We start from the raw sequence: 21,301 nt of genomic DNA, 5'->3' as shown, positions 1-21,301 counted from the left end.
TGGCTCGGTTCGCTCAGACGCCAAACGATCGCGATGCTTCGGAGGCGGTATCTCGTTCAATTTCGTAATTAGCACGCTCCGATTTTTTAACTGACTGTTGCACTTGCTCCTTGAGGCCGCCCTTCCTTCAGCGCTGACTGGATATAGAGTTTTTCGAATAGTGCGAAAGACAGGGTAGATTTGTAATCTGCCAATGGCGCCACCTCGTTGCAGGCCCTGATCGTATTCACGCGCTCATCCCAGAACGTCTCCAGCGTGTACAGTTTCTCGGTGGCACCTTTGAGTATCGTCAGTTCTTTGAATTTCTCGATCACGCAGAACAGCTTCTCAGACTCTTGCAGACGCATTGGAACCAGCGCGAGCTGCGCCTCATAGGTGGAGCGCAACGCTTGTTGGCGCTTCTCTGTCTCGGCCTTACGTTGAGCGATGCGGCTGTTACGTGGCATGCCGCCACGCAGGCGCAAGCCGAGGTCAAGCTGCCAGGCCCCTTGGTTATTTCTGTGCAACCAAGGGCCGAGTGCGCCTGAGCTGTCTTCTGCGATGATGCGAGGCTGGCCACTTTGTGAGTCAAGTTGCACCCGATAAACATGATCGCCCAGGTGGGCCCAGAGCTGGTTGTTATAGGTGTAAAGTCCACGGTGAACACCACTGATAATTGGTATTCCCATGTTTGCCAGTGTTTGCCAGTGTTTGCCTGGCTTGTAGCTGCTGTAGTGCCAGACGCTGCGCCTCGCTGAGTTGTTGGCTGGGGTGAGACCAGCTGAAGTCCAGGTCAACGATATTCGCAGGGGTTGGCTCCAAGGTTGGTCTGGGTGGGGTTTCTCCTGACCCAGATGTTTGGGAACGCAGGCTTAGAGGTTGCTGCGCATGGCTGAACAGCAGCACTGCAAGACTGAACAAAAGGTTTGATAGGGCGACGTGACGGCTCGACTGGTCACCTTTTTCCGTCGACTTCACATAGGCGATCAATGCGATATTTATCTGCACTAGCCAGGTTGCGCGCACCAGCGTGGGGCCGGCTAATGGCAGGACCGAGTTGAACAGCAACCAGCCCAGCTCTTTCCAGCGAGCCCAATGAGTCTCGCTGCTGGTACTGGAGCGTGCCTTGAAATGGGTAATGGTTTCCTCGACGCAGGCGAGGTAGAGCTCAGGGATAAAATCAGTCAACGGTGGTTGTACCGCCAGCCGAACCGGGCCGGGTGCGCCGAATGGGACAGAAAACGAATCCTCCGTCGAAAAGGGCAAGTGTGGCTCCTGGAAGCCACCGTGTTCATAGATGCTTTGACGTTCGGCAGGCAGGCGTTGGAGGATATCTTCTTGTAGTGGCCCAGGGGTGCTGATGGCCGCGAACAATGCCAGGCGGTCAACGAATTGCTGAAGCGGCGTGGCGTGCAAGGGTCGGTACAGCACGCAGGGCCCTGATATGGCACCGGCAGGTTCCAGCAGCCAGGTATTGTAAGGCTGGTCGGGCGTTACGCCGGGTTCGCTGACAAGGCCCAAAGGGCGCAACTCCCAGTGGGTGTCCGCGGTCCCGATGCTGTGCTGGAATACTTGGCAAATACCGTCGACGGCGGCGATGCTCAAGTGGTTGCCATTGAGATGCAGCTCCATGGCCAAGGCAGGAATTTGTGTGGCCAATTGGGCGGCCAGTAATTCCTGGCGTTGGGTACGTTGGTATTGATCGTCGAGCAACTTGTCGCGCAGCATTTGGGGATAGCTTGTACCTATGTCCAGCTCGCTCACCACCGTGCGTATATAGTCGATAGTCAACCATTCGGGCAAAGCATTTGCGGAGTGTGTCTTGAGCTCGATTTGCCCAGGCTTGAGCAGGTTCAGATTGCCGATCGCCAATTGCGCCAGGGAGAAATGCACAGGCGTGATGCTACCCTCGGTTATCAGGCTGTCCTGGCCTGGAATTGCGACAGCTTCGACCTGATAGTTGATGACTTCCACGTCCCAGGGTTGCAGGGTGTTGTCTGGATGCTCAGCAAGCAGGTATTCATTGAGTTTCTTGTTGGCAAAGTGCTCGGTATCATCTACGTCATCGAGCCAGAAATCGCCATTGGCGTCGATGTAACTTTGAGCCACACCAGCAATCATCGAACCGTACCGCGTGAGTAACGCGCTGTCTGCGTTCTGCAGCCATTGCGGCAACTGCTTTATCAGCTGTTGGCGGTGCATTCGCTCATTGCTGTTGCACAGTTCAATCATTGATGTCAGACGGTCTACATCAAGGCTCAGTTGTACGGCATCGAACTGCGAGCGACAGGCGTTGGCAAGCGAATCGATCACCCGCAGTTGTTGGTCTACCAAACCACGAGCCTGCTTTTCGAACACATGTTCCGACTCAGGTTCCAGATGATATTGGGGATGCCATTCAGATAACTGAGGCCACAGTTCGGTGATTTTTTCGAGCACGGCATAGCGTGAAGAGAAAGGAATTACCTGTCCGGTCGGCGTGTAGAGCAGGCAGGAGGTATGTTCGCTGGCATCGACGTTGGGTTCAATCAACACGGCGCTCGCCAGATCAGCATCAAGCTTGCATCCTCTGGATAGGTCAAGGGTCAGAATCGAGACGTTGGGCTGGGCAAGGTCGGCATGCCGCTCCTGAGCATCGGGCGAAGTATGCAGTTTGACCAGCCCAGCCATGTGGGTTGTGTCGGGGGTGAGTGTGCGTGCCTTGGCATTTGCATCGATAGCGGCTTGAAATTGATCCGCAAGGTACTGTGCATACCATTGCCATGGGGTCTGTTGCGAGTCGTCTGCTTTATTCCAGTAGTTGACCAGACTTTGTTTGTAAATCTCTATTAGTAGCGGTCCGCAATCGTTGATCAGCAATTCGACCTGATGCAGATCTATTTCCAGGCCCCAATCGCTTTGAGGGTCTTCGATGATCAGATCCTGCTTGTCATCGAGGTTAAGGGTTGCACGTTTGCAGTAACGCTCCAGCAAAACTCGCTGCAGCGGACGTATGAATTGTTTTCGGGAAAATGATGCTTTGCTGGCAATGTAGAGTTTTAGCGGATCGTGATTACTGATGTCGCGAGCCTGCCACTGCTCGACCAGTATTTGGCCGACAACGTCTAGAAGCGCCGGACGTTCGCTAAACGTGCGGGTCAATTGGCAAGCGAACATGCTCGACTGTGTCAGATCTTGGGATATAGAAGCCATCTTGGGGACTCTGTAGGGCGAGAGCAGCCATCAAGCCCCTTGAGCGCAGTAAGCGTGCGGTAGCTAAGTAACACCATTTCGGCAATGGCTCACCGGACCTTGACGAGTGATGAGCGCGACGTGACCTGCAGACCAATTGTTTCTGCATGTTTAGTCATCATGCGGTATGGCTGCTGGTTAAGCGTATGGCTTTGAGGGGCGCGAGAGGCGATCAATGCAGCCGATTGGCGGAATCCAAGCCGATTCAGTCGTCTACGATGTCATTTTTGTTGCCCAGTGCGACGTGGCGCCTTAGACTGCCGCCCCTCGAAATAGAGTGCCGAAGGGTGCTTGAAGACTTGCGCTGTCGGCGAATTGTCGGCGATGGCAATCCAATCGCTTAAATGCACGTTATTTTCATAGAGAATTCGATGACCAAGGATAAGTTGCTGGCCATGCCGGCCGATGACTACATGAACGCCGAGCAACATGCGTTCTTCACCGAGTTGCTGCAGTCGATGAAAATCGAGACTCAAGAGCGCATCGAGCAGAGCCGCATTGCCATCGAGAGCCTGGATACCCCAGCGGATCCGGCAGATGCAGCCTCTGTCGAGGAAGAGCGCACCTGGTTGGTCAACGCGATTGACCGCGATCAGCGTCTTCTGCCACAGCTGGAAATGGCCCTGGAGCGCATCCGGGATGACAGCTTTGGTTGGTGCGACGACAGCGGTGAGCCGATCGGCCTCAAGCGCTTGTTGATCAGCCCGACTACCAAGTACTGTATCGAAGCTCAAGAGCGTCACGAGCAGATCGATAAGCACCAGCGACAAGCCTGATTGGCTTACCGCACAAGGCCTCGCAGAGCAATCTTCGGGGCCTTGATGTTTTTGCTGGTCTCGTCCTGTTTGAGCCGGTAGCTGAGACCGGTTTGTTGCTGCTGATGCAATACAGCTATACCGGCAATAGCTTTTTCCGCCACCGTAGCGGGGGTATCATGGCTACATCGTTAGGTTGCTAACTAAGTTCCGGAGGGAATGATGAATAGCCGAGTCGATGTCGCCGTAATGATAGGCAGTGGCGTACCTGTTTCCTTGCAAGCGCTTGGCAGTCGTGCGTGTTGGGTGGTGCTGGTTAATGGGGAGCGACGAGGTACGGCATTCGCCACGCGTGCTGAGGCGGTAGAATGCCAAGTGGCGTGGTTGGATCGATTGCACGGTAATCAGCGGCCTGGGAGTGCTCGCCAGGCCGTTTGAAAATGATTTCAGCGTTCAAGCGTGCGAGCCAGTTCGCACGCATCAACATGACGGCAGCGGAAGCCTTTTACCTGACCAGTCGCATGCTCGGTAATATGAAAGAAATTGACGCCGGCAGGTACCACGATGTGGCGCGTGCCGGATTTGGTTGAACTCAGGCAGTTATTGAAGTAAGAATTGCAGACTGCCTCTCGACGAATTTCAGTGTTTTCGTGCATATTCCTTCCTTGTAATATGTAGATAAGATTCTGAGAGCCATTCTGACGAAGGGCTTGGACCTATCTATCGCATTTTCCTGACAGCTTTGATGTCAGAAAGTACATTTCCGATGACGGAAATTTGCTGAATGTCTGTTGTGAGGCCTTGGCTTGCGCACTGGAGCGAACCTTCCTGCAAGTTACAATGCTCGCCCGCACAGACGCTTCGCGCATTTACCCAGTAGTCTTTCAGACTTCGACATTGAAGTGTCGCCACCTCCTTGGTGACTTGATTACCTAGTGGTGACGACGTGTAACCGTTTTTGAGGAATTCTTCATTGGCAGTCAGTAATTTGGATATGCATGCCCTGTTTGTGTTGGGTGATCTTCGGGCCAAGCTGGTCAAACAATTCCAATCGCGTTTTGTCTACATCACCGAACAAAGCGCGGAAGGCCTGTACATGGCTGAAATTGACACAGCGTCCGCGCTTGTTGTTGATGACAAGCCACGGCTGGAACTCAAGGTCGGTGATCATTTTCGTGCAGCGGTGCTGCCCAGTCGCGAAGGTGGCAAGATGGAAGTCCGATTCCGCGACATCAAACTCACTGTCTATGGGCTGGGTGACTATGCATTTGTCTCCGTACCTGAAGGCGAAGGCATTGTCCTGCGGGAAGGCCAGGGAGTGGTGATGATCTTTGCTGCTCATCAGCAATTACAGGAAGGCCTGGGGAAAATTCTCAAGGCGGCCACTGGCAAAGTTGCTAAGTGGCGTAAAGGCGAGTTAACCACCTTCAAGGCCAGCGAGTGAAAGGCGCGGTTGATTTACCGCAGGGACGTGCAGAGTTTCACGCGCGCTACCAAGCCCAGGCTCGTGAGCAAGCCGAACAGTGGTACGCGCAACGCAGCCGATTGCAAGGTGTCTGGCTGGATTGGGTAGCTAGCCAACTGTATCAACTCAGTCCTGCAGAATACGCAGCAATGGTTCGCCGCGAGTTGCAAGCGCTTAGCAACTGAGCCTCAGTTACCTCGTTCTCCACCGCTGCTGACTTCCTCGGGCACTTTGTCATTGGACATGCGCTTGCGAAACAGGGCTGCGCGGGCCAGTAGGAGCGTGGTCACTGGCACGGTGATCGCCATCAGAATCGGAATCAGCCAGGCATGCAGAACTGGTCCCTCTTTTAATGCTGAAAAATACAGGATCGAGGCCAGTGCAACACACCAGGTGCCCAGTGTAGAGGCTAGGGCGGGTGGGTGCATGCGCTGAAAAAAATCCTTCAAGCGTACTAGACCCAATGCGCCACTCAAGGCGAACAGGCTGCTCAGCAACAATAGCGCTGCAACGCACAACTCGACCCAGAAGGGCAGTTGATTCAGATTGGTCATTCGATCACCTCACCACGCAGCAGGAACTTGGCCAAGGCAAATGAGCCAACAAAGCCGAACAATGCGATCAATAGTGCACCTTCGAAATAGGTGTCGCTGGCATAACGAATACCCAGCACCAGCATCATCAGCATCGCCAGAATGTACAGGTAGTCGAGCGCCAACACCCGGTCCTGTGCGGAAGGTCCGCGGAACAATCTGAACAGTGTCAGGGCCATGGCCAAAGAGAAGATGAACAAGCTGGCCAGAATGGCATTGGCAAGCAGGCCGGTCATTCGAAGATCTCCATTAGCGGGCGTTCATATGCTTGCTTGAAATGCTCGATGAATTGCGCTTCATCGTCCAGATCGAACACATGCAGCAGCAGGATACTGCGATCCAGCGCCAGCTCGGACCAGATGGTTCCTGGAATAACAGTGGTAATCATCGACAGTGCCGCCAGGCCGTGGGCATCGCGCAGGTCCAGTGGAATATGGACGAAACGCGAGCGAGGGGGACGGCGTCTGGCGGTCCACACGCCCCGCGCCACCTCAAGATTGGATACGAGTACATCGATGCCGACGCGTGCGATCAAGCGCAGAATCGTCCAAGGGTGACTGATGCGTGCCGATAGCGGCCGCAGCGGGGCCATCAGCAATGGCGCAAGCACACCCAGCAGGATAGCCAGCAGCAGGTTTCCTGGGCTCAGCGAAAGGTTGAGTACCAGCCACAGCAAACAAAGCGACAAGGACAGCAGCGGGGCAGGAAACAGTCGTTTCATGGCTGCACCTGCGCACTGGCGGCCTGAGTGGTGGGGCCGGGAATCGGCCGAGTTGCAAGCACTGCACTGATATATTGCTCGGGGTCCTGAAGGCTTGCTGCGGTGTCCTGGGTGTATCGCAGAAGAGGTTCGGCGCGTACGCTCAGGAAAAAGCATAATCCCAGCAGAGCTACGATTGGGATGCACTCGAATCGGCGCAACGCCGGTGACGGGCGTTCCTGTGGTGTCCAGAATCGCTGTATGCCGACCCTGGCCAGCGCAATCAGTGATGCCAGACCGGAAAGAATCAGCAGCGCCACCAGTGCCCAACCTTGAATCGAAAGCGGTTGTTCGGTGCTGACACCCAAGCCTTGTGGGTTGAACAGTGCGGTAATCAGGCTGATCTTGCCGATGAAACCAGACAGGGGCGGCATTCCTATTATCAGCAACGCGCATGCAATGAAACTCAAACCCAGGAAGGCCATGGTCCAGGGAATCACTTGGCCGATTACAGCTTTTTGTTCATCATCAAGGTTGATGCCTTTGGGTGGATGCAGTGATTCAAGTGGCGAGGGGAGGCAGTCGTCATCGTCCAGGGACGGCTCATTGGCAGAGCGTGAGCGCTCTATCAGCTCGGCCAGCAGGAACAGTGCGCAGAGGGCCAGCGTTGAGCTGACCAGATAGAACAATGCACCAGCCGTCAGTGCCGCTTGGCCAAAGCCGATGGCCGCCATCAGTGTGCCGGCCGAAACCAGAATGCTCAGGCTAGCCATGCGCTCCAGGCGTTGGGCTGCAAGAATCGACAGCGCCGCGCAGCCCAGCGTTGCCAGGCCACCATACACCAGCCATTCGCCTCCAAAGAAGGATGACGCCCCGGCTTGGCCGGAAAACAGCAAGGTCCACAGGCGCAGCACGGTGTAGAAGCCGACCTTGGTCATGATTGCAAACAGTGCGGCCACCGGAGCACTGGCAGCAGAGTAGGCCGGTACCAACCAGAAATTCAGTGGCCAGATTCCGGCTTTGGCCAGGAATGCGATGGCCAGAATCGCGGCTCCAGCATGCAGCAAGCCGCGATCGGCTTCTGGTACCAGGGGTATTTTCATTGCCAGGTCGGCCATGTTCAGCGTGCCGGTGACGCCGTAGAGCATTGCAGCACCAATCAGGAACAGCGATGAAGCGAACAGGTTGATGGCGATGTAGTGCAAGCCTGCCTTGACACGTGCGCGGCCCGAGCCATGCAGCAGCAATCCATAGGAAGCCGCCAGCAGCACTTCGAAGAAGACAAAAAGGTTGAACAGGTCAGCTGTCAGAAATGCCCCATAGAGCCCCATCAACTGGATCTGGAACAGGGCGTGAAAGCTCGCGCCAGCACCGTCCCAACGGGCCATGGCGAAGAGTAGCGCGCTCACGCCTACGATTCCGGTCAGTACTAGCATCAACGCGGACAGACGATCGACAACCAGTGCAATACCGAATGGCGCGGGCCAGTTTCCAGGCAAGTAGACGCCTATCGAGCTGGCCTGACCTTGGGCCTGGACCCACAGCAACAAGGTGACCGAAATTGCCAATCCCAAAAGGCTGGAAAAAAGGTTCAGGCGAGCTTTTAAAGGCCGGCGCTTTTCACCGAGCAGCAGCATTAACGCCGCCGTGAGCAAAGGCAGCAGGATCGGGGCGATTATCAGTTGGTTCATCAAGCTCATTCGTTGGACTCTCGGCCATCCACGTGGTCGGTGCCGGTCAGCCCGCGGGATGCCAGCAACACCACCAGAAACAGTGCGGTCATGGCAAAGCTGATGACGATTGCCGTAAGCACCAGGGCCTGGGGCAAGGGGTCGGTATAGTTGAGCAGGTCCTGAGGCACGCCGTCCTTGATGATCGGCTCCTTGCCGATGAACAGGCTGCCCATACTGAAAATAAACAGATTGACCCCATAGGACAGCAGGCACAGGCCCATCACCACTTGGAACGTTCGTGGGCGCAGGATCAGCCACACCCCAGAGGCCGCGAGTACGCCAATGGCAATAGCGATGACTTCTTCCATCAGGCAGCTCCGGTCTGGTTGGCTTTGGGTTGGCTGGCGGGGCGGTGTCCGCGCACTGACTGGTGAGCCAGAGCCGTGAGGATCAGCAGGGTGGAGCCGACGACAACAGTGAAAATACCGACATCGAAGAACAACGCACTAGCCACGTGAATATCCCCGAGCACCGGCAGATGCAGATGGGCCGTGTGTGTGGTCAGGAACGGATAGCCAAGCAACATTGCGCCGCCGCCCGTTACCGTTGCGCAGAGCAAGCCGGTCCCCATCCAGCGCAAGGGCCGCAGGCTCATTTGCGCTTCAACCCACTGGGTGCCGGCGACCATGTACTGGAGGATGAACGCCACCGACATCACCAAGCCTGCGACAAAGCCGCCACCGGGTTGATTGTGGCCGCGCATGAACAGGTACATCGACACCACCAGAGCGATCGGCAACAGCAGGCGCACCAGCACCGCTGGAACCATCATGAAGCCCAGTGCTGTGTCGGCCGCTTGGCGCGGGTTAACCAGGTCGGTCACCACATCGGGTGCCAGCAGCCGTTGTTGCGCAGGCAGCTGCATGCTCTCACGGGGTGGGCGAAAGCGGCGCAGCAGGGCGAAAACTGCCAGGGCAACTGCGACCAGTACCGTCACTTCTCCCAGGGTGTCGAAGCCGCGGAAGTCGACGAGCATCACATTGACTACGTTACTACCGCCGCCTTCGGGCAGGGCTCTGCTCAAGTAGAACGTGGAAATGTCATTAGGTGTGGGTCGAGTCAACATCGCGTATGACAGCAGCGCCATGCCACCGCCAACGAGAACTGCCAGGATCAGGTCGCGCAGGCGCCGCAGTCGGGCCTGCTCCTGGCTGCCGGGCAAGGGCGAAACACCTTCGATTCGCCGTGGTAGCCAGCGCAGACCAAGCAGAATCAGTACGGTGGTCACCACCTCGACTGCAAGCTGGGTCAGGGCCAAGTCCGGGGCGGAAAACCAGACAAAGGTAATGCAGGTCATGAGGCCGCAGACACTTACCATGGTCAGTGCTGCCAGACGGTGATACTTGGCTTGCCAGGCAGCGCCTACCGCGCAGGTAATCGCTATTAGCCATAGAGCGACAAAGACGCCTGAGCCTGGGATCTTCGGACGATCGCCCCAGCTCAATCCACTTTGCAGCATGGGTAGTAGACCCGCCAGTAATGCTGCCAAAACCAGCATGAACAGCTGTTTCTGAAGCCGGCGGGTAGTCATGATTCGTTCGAAACGACGCGCCATGCGCATCAACAGCACCTGGGCATGCTCGAACAAGCGCTTGCCGTTGAAGCGCTCGATCAGCGGCGGGTTCGGGAAGCGCCCCAGCTTGAGCTGATTGCGCAGCAACAGGTAAAGCAAGATACCGCCGCTCATGGCGATCAGGCTCATGATCAAGGGCGCGTTCCAGCCATGCCAGATAGCCAGGCTGTATTGCGGTAGCGTGCCACCGACCACTGGTAGCGCCGCAGCTGCCAACAATGGTCCAACCGATTGGGCTGGGAACATGCCGACGACCAGACAAGTCAGCACCAATAATTCTACCGGCGCGCGCATCCAGCGTGGCGGCTCGTGGGGGGTATGTGGCAAGTCGGTGGCCGGCGGGCCGAAAAACACATCGACCGTAAAGCGCAAGGCATACGCCACGCTGAAGGTACCGGCCAGCGTGGCGATCACCGGCAGGGCAGCTTCGATCCAGGCGCTGGAGTTGATGAATACGGTTTCGGCGAAGAACATCTCCTTGGACAGGAATCCGTTCATCAACGGCACCCCGGCCATCGAGGCGCTGGCAACCATGGCCAGGGTTGCCGTGAAAGGTATCAACCGGAAAAGACCGCTGAGGCGGCGGATGTCACGTGTGCCGCTTTCATGGTCGATGATTCCCGCAGCCATGAACAATGAGGCTTTGAAGGTGGCGTGGTTGAGGATATGGAACACTGCAGCGACCGCTGCCAGCGGACTGTTCAGGCCCAGCAGAAGGGTGATCAGCCCCAGGTGACTGATGGTCGAGTAGGCCAGCAATCCCTTGAGGTCGTTCTGGAACATGGCGGCAAAAGCCCCCAGCAACAAAGTGCAAGCACCGGCCCCGCCGACTATCCAGAACCATTCTTCGCTGCCAGAGAGGACCGGCCATAGGCGTGCCAGGAGAAATACCCCGGCCTTGACCATGGTGGCCGAGTGCAGATAGGCCGAGACTGGCGTCGGCGCGGCCATGGCGTGAGGGAGCCAGAAATGAAAGGGGAACTGGGCGCTTTTGCTCAGTGCGCCGAGAAGAATCAGGGGAAGTAAGATGGGGTACAAGGCATGGTTGCGAACCAGCTCGCCGGCAGCGAGGACCTTGTCAAGGTCATAGCTGCCGACCACATGGCCGAGCAGCAGTACCCCTGCCAGCAGGCATAAACCACCAGCGCCGGTCACCATCAAGGCCATGTAGGCACCACGGCGGGCATCGGCACGGTGGTGCCAGTAACCGATCAACAGGAATGAGAACAGGCTGGTCAGTTCCCAGAAAAACACGATCTGGATGAGGTTGCCGGAAATTACCAGGCCCAGCATCGCGCCCATGAAGGCCAGGAAAAAGGCAAAGAAACGCGGTACTGGATCCTGAGGTGACATGTAGTAGCGCGCATACAGCGATACCAATGTGCCGATGCCCAGCACTAATAGGGAAAACAGCCAGGCGAAGCCGTCCATGCGTAGGACGAGATTGAGCCCCAGGCTGGGTAGCCAGAGAAATTCTTCGCGGATGATCCCGCCATGGGCTACCTGCGGGTACATCAACGCGACCTGGACGGTCCCGACCAGGGCCACGAGTCCCGCAAGCAGCGACTCACTGTTACGTGCGTTGTGCGGCAAGACAGCCGCCAGGCAGCTGCCGATAAACGGCAGAAGCAGTAGCACTATCAAGGACATAGATTTCTAATCTGCAGAAGTTTGTAAGGGATCATACGTGGCGTACCGTCGATCACCAACACAGAAGCTGTCGCAGAAGCCTACAAGTACGGCGTATCAAACACTTTTTTTATAACAGTTCTTTTCAAGCGTAGACGGTTTCCCCATCAGAGTCCGCTTTCCCGCTTTCGTACTGGCAACTGCAGTGTTGCTTTTGGCTCTCGTCGTTTGAGCTTGAGTTCACTGACCACGACGGCAATCACGATCAATAAACCACCAACCAGTGCGATGCCTGGCAAGCGCTCGCCCGCGATGCGTCCGACAATACCAGCCCAAACCGGTTCGCCTGCATAGATCAACGTCGCTCGTGTCGGCGAGACAGATTTTTGCGCCCAGTTCATCGCCATTTGAATGACGGCACTCATTGCCCCTAGCCCCAGTGCGCTGAGAAGTAATAGCCAGGAAAACTCCGGCAGCGGCTCTTGAGTGGGTACCACCATCAGGAAGGACAGCGCCGACGCAGTCGCCAGCTGCACCACGGTTACCCGCCGAACATCGACCTTACCGGCGTAACGACTGATGAGAATGATCTCCGCGGCAATGGCAACGGCGCTGACCAAGGTCGCGATTTCGCCTGCTCTGAACTGCAATGAGCCCCCGTTGGGGCCGGCGAGCAGCATAAGCCCGACGAAGGCCAGGGCGATTCCAAGGCTCGGCATCAGGCCTGGGCGGCGGCCCAGGATCAACCATTGCAGCAAAGGTACAAACGGTACGTACAACGCCGTGATGAATGCAGACTGGCTGCTGCTGATGGTTTGCAGGCCGTAGGTTTGCAAGCCGTAGCCGAGCATGATCGACACCCCAATCAGCATGCCGGCTTTCAATTCCGTGGCCGTAAGGCCAGATAAGGCACGCGCTGAAATTAGCCCCACGAAGAGTGTCGCGGCGGCGAAGCGCAGACCGACAAAGAACATCGGGCCGCTGACGCTCATGACGTTGTGCACCAACAGAAAAGTTCCACCCCAAAGCATGGTGATGAAAACCAATACCATTTCGGCCCTGCTCAGCCGGAAGGAAACGCAAGGGCGTTCTGCACTGTTGATTGAGTTCATGGTCTTGCACACTGAGAAAGAGCGACGCACAATTGCGGCGAAGTGGGCAGTATACTGCGCAAATTCAATTAGTGAGCAATATAGTGCACAAAAATTTCCCTCAGCGCGCCTCGGTGCTGCAACACGTTAGCCAGAATATTCGTCGCCTGCGTCATGCTGCCGAACTCAGTCAATCTGCGCTGGCAGAAAGGTCCGCCGTCAGTCGACGCATGCTGGTGGCCATAGAGGCTGGAGAGAATAACGTCAGTCTGACTACCTTGGACCGTTTGGCAGAGGCACTTGGGGTTGCGTTCACCGACCTCATCCAGGCGCCTGACAACCGCGATCCCGGTCGCATCAACGAACTGGCCTGGACCGGCATTCACCCCGGCAGCAGAGCGGTTTTGCTGGCAAGTTCTGTCGCGACCCGTGAAGTGGAGTTGTGGGAGTGGCGATTGGAACCGGGTGAGGTATATCAGTGCGAGGCCGATGCCGATGGCTGGAGTGAACAGTTGTATGTAGCCGAAGGCTGCCTGACCTTGCATATCGGGGATCAGCACCACCTGCTGCAGCCCGGAGATTTTTTCAGCTATGCCAGCAATTGTGTCCACGCCTATCGCAATGACGGTGAAGTGGCCACGCGGTTCGTGCGCAACGTGGTGATCTAGCCATTCAATCGCGGGGCGAGCAAGGCTGCGCCGAGGGAGCTGCCCCGCGCCAGGTTCAGCGGTTGTTGGTGGCCAGGTATTGCTCGGTGGAAATCACTTGGGCATAGGCAAATGCCAGTGATGCCATGTAGGCCGCATGGACCTGGGCTGCCGGCACGGACACGCCATTGAATTCCAGATCGCGCGTAGCGCAGGCGTCATGGATGACCGTGGTGGCATAGCCAAGGTCGGAGGCTGCGCGGGTGAAGCCATCGATACACATATGGCTCATGCTGCCAATCACCGTTACGGTCTCGATCTGTTGAACGTCCAATATTGCCTTGAGTTCAGTGTTCAGGAATGAATTTACCTTGTGTTTGAGCACGACGGGTTCATCCCCCACCGGCGCAGCTTTGGGATGGATCTGAGCGCCCTGCGACCCTGGGGTGAAGAAGGGCGCATCAGCAGACTCGAATTCATGCCGGACATGCACCACCAGGTCGCCTGCGGCCCTCGTTGCAGCGAGAATTCGGGCTGAGTTTTCGGCAGCGCGATCGGCGCCTTCCAACGTCCATTTCCCGCCTGGGAAGTAGTCGTTCTGTATGTCGATGACGATCAGGGCGTGCTTGCTCATTTCAATTGCCTCTTTGAGGAGTGGTTGTGATGTGGTGATAGTTATAGGCTTGATTGACGTGCTTGAAGATTGGCGCGAACGACAAAAAGGCGGGAAAAACTGACAATGACCAAAGCGTGCGAGGTTTTGGAAATAGGGTTGCTGGTCTATCCCGGTGCGCAGGCTGCAGCTGTGCATGGTTTGACTGATCTGTTTACCATTGCCAATCGCCTGCGCCATGACCTGGGCGCATTTGAACGGCCGATGCTGCGTATCAGTCATTGGAGCGAAGACCAGAATCAGCAGTTGTCTGTGGTGTTCGACAGTCATCCGGGTAGCCCCCACCAGCCTCGGGTCATGGTCATTCCGCCAAGCTTGACTCAAGTGCCATCCGTTGAGCTTCTGCAGCGCTATTGCCAGAGTCTGCTTCAGTGGCACCGCCAAGGTGCCCTGCTGGTATCGGTGTGTGTCGGCGTGTTTTTCATTGCCGCCAGTGGGCTGCTGGATGGACGCCCCGCGACGACGCACTGGAATTTTGCTCAGTCCTTGGCTGACCGCTTTCCCGCGATCAATGTCGAGGCCAATCTGCCGTTGCTCGATGATGGCGATATCATCACTTCGGCTGGGCTCATGGCCTGGACGGAACTGGGGCTGAAGCTGATCGAGCGTTATCTGGGTGAAACCCTGGCTGCCGAGACGGCGCGCTTCCTTGCCGTGGATCGCACCAGTGTCCGCGCTCAACCGGGCAGCGTATTCAGTCCGCGCCTGGATCATGGTGACGAAGCGGTACTCAAGGTCCAGCATTGGTTGCAAAGCAGTGGGGCGCGGGAGGTGAGCCTGAAGACCATGGCTGATTGTGCAGGATTGGAATCACGTACCTTTCTTCGCCGCTTTCGCAATGCCACAGGGCATAAGCCAACCGAGTACTGCCAGCAGGTGCGTGTGGGACGTGCGTGTCGAATGCTCGAGTTCACCAATCGCAGCATCGATCAAATTGCCTGGGGGGTCGGGTATCAGGACCCTGGCGCATTTCGCAAGGTTTTCCAGAAAATCACTGGGCTGGGTCCCAGTGACTATCGGCGTCGTGTTACTGAAAGCCTCGGCTGATCGGGCGTTGTCAAAGTTGAGTGAGGATACTGCAGGCCGGTAATGGACCCAGGGTCATTACCGCTAGGCAGTCGGTTAGTTAGAAACCTCTTGACCTTGAGTTAACTAGAGGTTTTACCCTGCCTGCCGTTGCATCGCATGTTCAATGGCAGGGAGACAAGGTCCATGGCGGTTCCAGCGCGCAGTTTGTGTTTTACCCAAATGATCGAATTCGAAGTAGTACCGATACGCCAGCAAGCCTTGGCCCAGGCATTGGCCGAGCGCAGTGAGGAACTTGCCTTGCGTCATTCCAGCCTGATTGGCGCGAGCATCCAGGCCAGCGACGATGGCAGTCGGGTATTGCAGTATTTGCAATGGCAGTCGCGCACTGCCTGGGAGGCGGTCGCGAGCAGTTTTGAGCAGGAGCCCTTTCTGCAGTTGATCCAGCAGCACCAAGCCAAAGGTGTGAGTTTTGCTGCATTTCAAACAGTAAGTAGCCTGGTGCGCGGTGTGACAGGTGGACTCTATTGCCCTGTGCCCCTGGCTCAGGAATACCAAGGGGAGTGGTGAGGGTAGCGGTCGAGTCGGGCGCCAATGACCATCTCGGCTATCCAGGTGCTGAGTATCGAGCTGTAGGCCTTTTGGCTTCGGTCACTTGACAGCGCATGGTCTGCGCCATCGACGATACGGTGGGTTAATGAGTGGGCGCTGACGAACGCAGAGCGGTAGCTCATCAGCGTGCTGTGGGGTACGTAATCGTCCTGTTCAGACTCCACCAGCAACACATCACCGCCAAATTCGGCGCAAGCCCCCAGCGCTCGATTATCGGCCGGCCCTAGTGGACGATGGCGATAGGTGTTCAAGCGTTGGCGATCCAGCCCCTGCTTGGGCATCGTCCATTCATCGTCCCAGTACAGCGCCGGTACCCGCAGTGCAAGCCATTTGACCGGTCGCAGTGCTGTGAGCAGCGTTGCCAGGTAGCCCCCGTAACTGGTGCCGATTACAGCGATGGCACTGGTATCGACCGCGGGGTGACTGACCAATCTGTCGTAGGCTGCAATCAGGTCTGCCAGGTTCTGCTCACGGGTAACGCTCAGGCGCTGGCTAGCGGTTTTTTCATGGCCGCGCAGGTCGAAGGTCATGCATACACAGCCAAGGCCTGTAATCTGCTTGGCGCGTGCCAGGTCACGTTGCTGGCTTCCTCCCCAGCCATGGACAAATAGAATTCCGGGTACTTTGTCGCTGGGGCTTACGATGGTTGCGGCAATCGACTCATCATCAACATGGATCTCGATTGATTCGCTATGGATGGTCATAGTCGCGCAACCTTGCATATTTGCAGATTCTTCCGAGTTCACTGTCGTCCCCCTGATAGAAAATAGTCGCATCGGCGGGCAGTAAGGGCTCGTCGAAGACCTCATGGGTAGAAGCGCGCACACGAGTCAGTGCAGTGTCCGAGGCGAATGCCTGGATTGCGAGAATTTCTGCACTGCTAGCGCCGCCTATGCGCCAGGATTGTTCGAGCACGCCGCTTTTCGGTTGACCCTGGCTGTTCAGGCCGCGCGCTACGTCATAGTTTCGGCGCGAGGCTATGAATCCTGGGAAATTACGCATCGCAGCCTTCTCATAGGTCCTGGCCTGGGTTATGGCTAGCCGTATCGGCTGCTCAAGCTCTAGTTGTAGCAAGGAGTCGTAAGTGCCTCGCACCACTACCAGGTCAGATCCTCCGTAGACTTCTTCACCGGCATGGTCATGGGTCAGTTGCTGCGTGCCGTAGTAACTGCACTGGATGCCTGCCACTAGCGCCTGGCCAACGCTAAAGGTCTGAACTTGAGTCAGGTTCTCCTCCAGGACCAGCCCCCAGATGGCGAGCTCTTTCTCGCTCTGGCGTTTAAGCGCTTGTTCGACTTCGTGCATGGAGCTTGCAACTATTTGTCCTCGCCCTGCCTTGGCGCGAACTGGTTTTATTCGCAACGGACCGTTACGCAATAATAGTTCCGCAGCGCAAACGGCGTCCGTCAGGCTGAAAACCGTGTAACCGCGAAGCAGTGCGTCGCTGGCTTGACGGGCAAAATCGTCAGTCCAGCCCAATGGGTAGCGGGCATTAGCGATGAGCGGGTGGGAAATGGCTTTGGTGGCCATGTAGGGTCTGCTGACCAGCCCTCCAAACAAATCCCGATCTGAAGAAATGCCGAGATTCTGATAATGGTCGGTATCAATCAGTGTTTCGGTGGGCAGGAAGTAGTAGTTGTCATCGGCGCTAGGGGGGTGGGCGGGATCGACAACCTGGGTATCCAGCAACTGCGCCAGGCGCTCGGCAATCTTCAGGTGAACATTGCGTTCGTGTTCGGGGGTTTGCTCGCGAGTATCGAGCAGCACCACGCCTTGCTTGCGGTCTGTCGATCGGCGCATGGGGCATTTTCCTCGGCATCAATAGTTCCCAGTGGGATCAACTGCCACACCGGACTGTATTTGTTGTGAAGGCGCAGACGCCAGGAAGTTCAGCCCAATTGAGGTTCTGGCCCGGTTTTGTCCCGTTTAGGCTCTGGCCACGATCCGTCGAACCCGGCGGCGTGAGTTTTGTTACAGCCCTGCGCCACAGCGCGGTTGCCGGACGCGGGTGCCTGCTCCATTATTTGCGTCTATACCAATGGATGTCGCAGTAGCAGGAGTCAGCATGAATAGTCAGCCCTCAACGCAGGGAGTGATCGTCGCTCGCCTGGCAGCTGTGCGTCAGGTGATGAAGCAGGAGGGGGTCGATGCACTGCTGGTACCCTCGGCTGACCCGCATCTTTCCGAGTACCTACCAGGCTACTGGCAGGGGCGAGAGTGGTTGTCCGGATTTCAGGGGTCGGTGGGCACGCTGATTGTGACTTCGGATTTCGCCGGCCTGTGGGCCGATAGCCGCTATTGGGAGCAAGCTGAAAAGGAATTGACCGGTAGCAGTATCGAGCTGGTCAAGCTGCAGCCAGGCAAGCCGGGACCACTCGATTGGCTGGCAGAGCAGGCGTGTGAAGGTCAGGTGGTTGCAGTTGACGGTGCCGTCATGGCGTTGGCGTCGGCGCGTCAATTGGAAGAGCGCTTGAAAGCACGCAATGCGCGTTTGCTGACCAACACTGACCTGCTTGATCGGGTCTGGTCAGATCGTCCGTCGTTGCCAGGTAACGCAGTATTTGAACATCTGCCCCCTGAAGCAACGGTCGGTCGCAGCGAAAAGCTCACGCAATTGCGCAAGGTATTGTGCGAGCGTGGGGCCGACTGGCACTTCATTGCAACCCTCGACGATATTGCCTGGTTGTTCAACCTGCGCGGGAGCGATGTTTCTTATAATCCGGTTTTTGTCGCCTTTGCGCTGATTAGTCAGGAGCAAGCAATTCTTTTTGTTGCGCCTAGCAAGATCGATGCGGGTATTCGTCAGGCGCTCGCTGGGGACGGTGTTGAGTTACGCGATTATGCGCAGATACACGCGGCATTGGCTGCAATAGCGGTAGACAGGCGCTTGTTGATCGATCCGGCCCGCGTCACGCGCGGCCTGATTGACAGTGTTTCCGCTCAAGTGCGATTGGTTGAGGGGCCGAACCCCACCACGTTGGCCAAATCGCAGAAAACCCCCGCAGACCTACTGCACATCCGCAATGCCATGGAGCAGGACGGTGCAGCCTTATGCAATTTCTTTAGCTGGCTGGATAGCGCCTGGGAGCACAGGGCCATCACGGAGCTGACAATCGATGAGCAGCTCAGCGCGGCTCGAGCCCAGCGGCCTGGTTTCGTTTCACTGAGCTTTTCCACCATTGCTGCATTCAACGCAAATGGAGCCATGCCGCACTATCGTGCCACCGAAGCGTCCCACGCACGTATTGAGGGTGATGGGCTGCTATTGATCGACTCTGGTGGTCAGTATCTGGGCGGCACTACCGATATCACCCGCATGGTTGCGGTGGGTACTCCGAGCCTGGAGCAGAAGCAGGATTGCACCCGCGTGCTCAAGGGGGTGATCGCCTTGTCGCGCGCGCGGTTCCCGCGGGGCATTCTTTCGCCACTGCTCGATGCGATTGCCCGAGCGCCGATCTGGGCGGAGCAGGTCGATTATGGCCATGGCACTGGGCATGGCGTCGGTTATTTCATGAATGTGCATGAGGGGCCGCAGGTAATTGCCTATCAGGCAGCAGCGGCGCCTCACACGGCGATGCAGGCCGGCATGATCACGTCTATCGAGCCGGGTACTTATCGGCCAGGGCGTTGGGGTGTTCGGATTGAGAACCTGGTATTCAATCGAGAGGCGGGGCGCAGTGAGTTTGGAGACTTTCTCGAGTTTGAAACATTGACGCTGTGTCCTATCGATACGCGCTGCTTGTTGCCGGAACTGTTGAGCAAGTGCGAGCTTGATTGGCTCAATGGATATCACCAGGAGGTATACGAGCGCCTCGAGCCGCTGCTAGAAGGGGATGCCCTGGGGTGGTTGCGCGAGCGTACCCTGGCACTCTGACTGACCATGCATAGCAAGAAGGGCAGCCATCTGGCTGCCCTTCTTGTTGAATGTCCTTACTTGCAGATGACGATCATGCTACGACTGGTATACCCGGCAGGATTGAGACCGAAAAGGTAATCGCCAGGCTCTGCGTCGTCATCACCAGAGCGAGCGATCACTTTGTAGCCTTTTGTGCCGCAGGCAGTGGTCGCTTTGGTGTAGCACTGGTCCCAGGAGGACGAGAGGCCGGAGCAGTTGATATGCAACCCCCTTTTGCCGTGCTTGACTTCAGTTTTTGCAGTCGCCGCGCATCCGGCGATGGCCAACATGGCCAGGATGAGCAAAATTCGTTTCATTCCCGTCCTTAATACGTGCCGGCTCTACTGTCCGGTTCTGTGTATGCAGCCTCTTCCTGATGCTCCCGTGCGTCCATGTCTTGTCAATTAGATCGCTTGAAGATTGACGTTCCATGACAGCTTAAAGATCGTGGCTGCTCGGCACAATGACCCGTTCCTATTTAAATGCAAGTATTTCTCAAATCAGTCCGCAGGAATGAGCGGAGCGCTCTCCTTGCGTATCGACAATGTCGCCCCGACGGAGGCGGTAATGATCGCGCCGATTGCCAGCCATTGAGTAAGGCTCAATACCTCTCCCAGGAAGAGCAGGCCAGAGAGCGCGCCGAAGGCAGGTTCGATGCTCATCAGTGTGCCAAAGGTCCGCGCTGGCAGCCGCGTTAATGCGACCATTTCCAGACTGTAGGGTAGGGCTGTCGAGAGTATTGCAACGCCTAGGGCTATCGGCAGCAGGGCGGGAGTAAGCAGTGCGCTGCCAGCATGAATGATACCCACAGGTGCGACGAACAAGGCGGCGATCATTACACCAAGGGCGGCAGTCTGAATGCCGTTGGCAGCCCCCGCCTTTTGGCCATAAAGGATGTACAAGGCCCAGCACACACCAGCGCCCAGCGCATAGCCCGCGCCAACCAGGTCTAGTGCGCCACCGGTTTGGCCTATGGGAATCAGCAACAGCAGTCCTATCACGGCCAGGCCGATCCAGAGAAAATCCACTACGCGTCGTGATGCATAGAGGGCCACTGCAAGGGGGCCGGTGAATTCCAGTGCTACAGCGATCCCCAGTGGAACTGTGCGCAGTGACATATAAAAGAGGAGGTTCATGCCGCCTAGCGCCATGCCGTAGATAACCACGGTGCGCAGGGTGCTTGCGTTAAGTCGTGCTCGCCAGGGGCGCAGCAGTAATAGCATGATGACGCTGGCGAAAATCAGGCGCAGGGTGGTCGTGCCTTGTGCGCCCACAATGGGGAACATGCTCTTGGCCAGCGACGCACCGGATTGAATCGAAGCCATGGCAATGAGCAGTAGGCCAATTGGAAATAGTGTTGCGGCCAGACTGCGGGGTTGGGCGTTCATTGGAGTGGGGTGTTCCTTATATAGAAAGAAGTGCGCGCAGGGCGACAGCCGTCTATGATGCGCAAAGCCGGTGTTTTGAGCAATATAGTGCGCATTGTTCTTTTGTATAGCCTTTTTAGGATTAACGCTTGACCTCCGATTTAATCTCTCTATAATTCGCCCCACTTCCGGCGTAGTCGGAGCGGAAAACTCCTTGATATTCAATGAGTTAGATGTTTCAGGTAGTGCTGGAAGTGCTTCGATCGAAAGATCGGCAGCGGTGAAAAAGGTGGTTGACAGCGAATTGAAACGCTGTAGAATTCGCCTCCCGC

23 protein-coding genes are annotated in these 21,301 nt (G+C 56.7%); 8 read left to right on the top strand and 15 right to left on the bottom strand.

The window, feature by feature from the left end; all coding sequences use genetic code 11:
- Positions 1–86 precede the first annotated feature (86 nt).
- Positions 87–464, bottom strand: coding sequence for a hypothetical protein (locus H8F21_RS28710; protein ID WP_203585789.1), 378 nt, complete (start codon positions 462–464; stop codon positions 87–89).
- Positions 465–618: 154 nt separating this feature from the next.
- On the bottom strand, positions 619–3,171 hold the full coding sequence (locus H8F21_RS28705) for a dermonecrotic toxin domain-containing protein (RefSeq protein WP_203482798.1): 2,553 nt from the start codon (positions 3,169–3,171) through the stop codon (positions 619–621).
- 410 nt (positions 3,172–3,581) lie between these two features.
- Here H8F21_RS28705 and H8F21_RS28700 point away from each other — a divergent pair, with 410 nt between their 5' ends.
- Positions 3,582–3,986, top strand: a complete 405-nt coding sequence (locus tag H8F21_RS28700) for a TraR/DksA family transcriptional regulator (protein ID WP_136477329.1) — start codon at positions 3,582–3,584, stop codon at positions 3,984–3,986.
- A 201-nt stretch (positions 3,987–4,187) separates the two neighbouring features.
- Positions 4,188–4,403 carry a hypothetical protein gene (locus tag H8F21_RS28695; RefSeq protein WP_203482799.1) on the top strand — a complete coding sequence of 72 codons (216 nt, stop codon included), beginning with the start codon at positions 4,188–4,190 and terminating at the stop codon, positions 4,401–4,403.
- An 8-nt stretch (positions 4,404–4,411) separates the two neighbouring features.
- Here H8F21_RS28695 and H8F21_RS28690 read toward each other — a convergent pair whose 3' ends face one another.
- Positions 4,412–4,621, bottom strand: a complete 210-nt coding sequence (locus H8F21_RS28690; protein ID WP_203482817.1) for a hypothetical protein — start codon at positions 4,619–4,621, stop codon at positions 4,412–4,414.
- 317 nt (positions 4,622–4,938) lie between these two features.
- Between H8F21_RS28690 and H8F21_RS28685 the strand changes: the two genes are divergently transcribed.
- Positions 4,939–5,409, top strand: a complete 471-nt coding sequence (locus H8F21_RS28685) for a hypothetical protein (protein ID WP_203482800.1) — start codon at positions 4,939–4,941, stop codon at positions 5,407–5,409.
- Positions 5,406–5,615, top strand: a complete 210-nt coding sequence (locus tag H8F21_RS28680) for a hypothetical protein (RefSeq protein ID WP_203482801.1) — start codon at positions 5,406–5,408, stop codon at positions 5,613–5,615. Before H8F21_RS28685 ends, H8F21_RS28680 begins: the two co-directional genes overlap by 4 nt.
- A gap of 3 nt (positions 5,616–5,618) precedes the next feature.
- Here H8F21_RS28680 and H8F21_RS28675 read toward each other — a convergent pair whose 3' ends face one another.
- The 7 genes from H8F21_RS28675 to H8F21_RS28645 form a co-directional block, all read right to left on the bottom strand.
- A complete protein-coding gene (locus tag H8F21_RS28675) occupies positions 5,619–5,984 on the bottom strand; it encodes a Na+/H+ antiporter subunit G (protein WP_203482802.1) in 366 nt (121 codons plus the stop codon).
- Positions 5,981–6,259 (bottom strand): K+/H+ antiporter subunit F, encoded by a 279-nt coding sequence (locus tag H8F21_RS28670; protein ID WP_203482803.1) that lies wholly within the window; start codon positions 6,257–6,259, stop codon positions 5,981–5,983. The genes H8F21_RS28675 and H8F21_RS28670 overlap by 4 nt, the downstream gene beginning before the upstream one ends.
- Positions 6,256–6,744, bottom strand: a complete 489-nt coding sequence (locus tag H8F21_RS28665; RefSeq protein WP_203482804.1) for a Na+/H+ antiporter subunit E — start codon at positions 6,742–6,744, stop codon at positions 6,256–6,258. Before H8F21_RS28665 ends, H8F21_RS28670 begins: the two co-directional genes overlap by 4 nt.
- Positions 6,741–8,423, bottom strand: coding sequence for a monovalent cation/H+ antiporter subunit D (locus H8F21_RS28660; RefSeq protein ID WP_203482805.1), 1,683 nt, complete (start codon positions 8,421–8,423; stop codon positions 6,741–6,743). The genes H8F21_RS28665 and H8F21_RS28660 overlap by 4 nt, the downstream gene beginning before the upstream one ends.
- On the bottom strand, positions 8,420–8,764 hold the full coding sequence (locus tag H8F21_RS28655; RefSeq protein ID WP_028945263.1) for a Na+/H+ antiporter subunit C: 345 nt from the start codon (positions 8,762–8,764) through the stop codon (positions 8,420–8,422). The genes H8F21_RS28660 and H8F21_RS28655 overlap by 4 nt, the downstream gene beginning before the upstream one ends.
- The gene (locus H8F21_RS28650; RefSeq protein WP_203482806.1) at positions 8,764–11,679 is read right to left on the bottom strand and encodes a monovalent cation/H+ antiporter subunit A; all 2,916 of its coding nucleotides are present in this window, start codon (positions 11,677–11,679) and stop codon (positions 8,764–8,766) included. Before H8F21_RS28650 ends, H8F21_RS28655 begins: the two co-directional genes overlap by 1 nt.
- A 146-nt stretch (positions 11,680–11,825) precedes the next feature.
- On the bottom strand, positions 11,826–12,770 hold the full coding sequence (locus H8F21_RS28645) for a DMT family transporter (RefSeq protein ID WP_203482807.1): 945 nt from the start codon (positions 12,768–12,770) through the stop codon (positions 11,826–11,828).
- An 83-nt stretch (positions 12,771–12,853) separates the two neighbouring features.
- Between H8F21_RS28645 and H8F21_RS28640 the strand changes: the two genes are divergently transcribed.
- Complete coding sequence (locus H8F21_RS28640; RefSeq protein WP_203482808.1) at positions 12,854–13,417, top strand: helix-turn-helix domain-containing protein; 564 nt, start codon at positions 12,854–12,856, stop codon at positions 13,415–13,417.
- A gap of 55 nt (positions 13,418–13,472) precedes the next feature.
- Here H8F21_RS28640 and H8F21_RS28635 read toward each other — a convergent pair whose 3' ends face one another.
- Positions 13,473–14,030 carry a cysteine hydrolase family protein gene (locus H8F21_RS28635; RefSeq protein WP_203482809.1) on the bottom strand — a complete coding sequence of 186 codons (558 nt, stop codon included), beginning with the start codon at positions 14,028–14,030 and terminating at the stop codon, positions 13,473–13,475.
- 105 nt (positions 14,031–14,135) lie between these two features.
- On the opposite strand from H8F21_RS28635, the gene H8F21_RS28630 reads away from it, so the two are divergent.
- Together H8F21_RS28630 and H8F21_RS28625 are read left to right on the top strand one after the other, a co-directional pair.
- A complete protein-coding gene (locus H8F21_RS28630) occupies positions 14,136–15,116 on the top strand; it encodes a GlxA family transcriptional regulator (RefSeq protein ID WP_203482810.1) in 981 nt (326 codons plus the stop codon).
- A 165-nt stretch (positions 15,117–15,281) separates the two neighbouring features.
- Positions 15,282–15,665 carry an antibiotic biosynthesis monooxygenase gene (locus H8F21_RS28625; protein WP_203482811.1) on the top strand — a complete coding sequence of 128 codons (384 nt, stop codon included), beginning with the start codon at positions 15,282–15,284 and terminating at the stop codon, positions 15,663–15,665.
- Here the strand turns inward: H8F21_RS28625 and H8F21_RS28620 are convergent.
- Positions 15,641–16,411 (bottom strand): alpha/beta hydrolase family protein, encoded by a 771-nt coding sequence (locus H8F21_RS28620; protein ID WP_203482812.1) that lies wholly within the window; start codon positions 16,409–16,411, stop codon positions 15,641–15,643. The genes H8F21_RS28625 and H8F21_RS28620 overlap by 25 nt on opposite strands.
- Positions 16,398–17,507 (bottom strand): DUF3182 family protein, encoded by a 1,110-nt coding sequence (locus tag H8F21_RS28615; protein ID WP_203482813.1) that lies wholly within the window; start codon positions 17,505–17,507, stop codon positions 16,398–16,400. Before H8F21_RS28615 ends, H8F21_RS28620 begins: the two co-directional genes overlap by 14 nt.
- A gap of 265 nt (positions 17,508–17,772) precedes the next feature.
- Here H8F21_RS28615 and H8F21_RS28610 point away from each other — a divergent pair, with 265 nt between their 5' ends.
- Entirely contained in the window at positions 17,773–19,581 is a 1,809-nt protein-coding gene (locus H8F21_RS28610) for an aminopeptidase P family protein (protein ID WP_203482814.1), read from the top strand.
- 56 nt (positions 19,582–19,637) lie between these two features.
- Here H8F21_RS28610 and H8F21_RS28605 read toward each other — a convergent pair whose 3' ends face one another.
- Together H8F21_RS28605 and rhtA are read right to left on the bottom strand one after the other, a co-directional pair.
- A complete protein-coding gene (locus H8F21_RS28605) occupies positions 19,638–19,919 on the bottom strand; it encodes a hypothetical protein (protein ID WP_203482815.1) in 282 nt (93 codons plus the stop codon).
- 183 nt (positions 19,920–20,102) lie between these two features.
- The gene (rhtA, locus tag H8F21_RS28600; RefSeq protein ID WP_203482816.1) at positions 20,103–20,990 is read right to left on the bottom strand and encodes a threonine/homoserine exporter RhtA; all 888 of its coding nucleotides are present in this window, start codon (positions 20,988–20,990) and stop codon (positions 20,103–20,105) included.
- Between the last annotated feature and the right edge of the window lie 311 nt (positions 20,991–21,301).

The sequence above is a fragment of the Pseudomonas arcuscaelestis genome (assembly GCF_016881005.1).
Classification (GTDB): Bacteria; Pseudomonadota; Gammaproteobacteria; order Pseudomonadales; family Pseudomonadaceae; genus Aquipseudomonas; species Aquipseudomonas arcuscaelestis.
The sequence above is the reverse complement of the archived record's forward strand: the minus strand, read 5'-3'. Positions and strand labels throughout refer to the sequence as shown.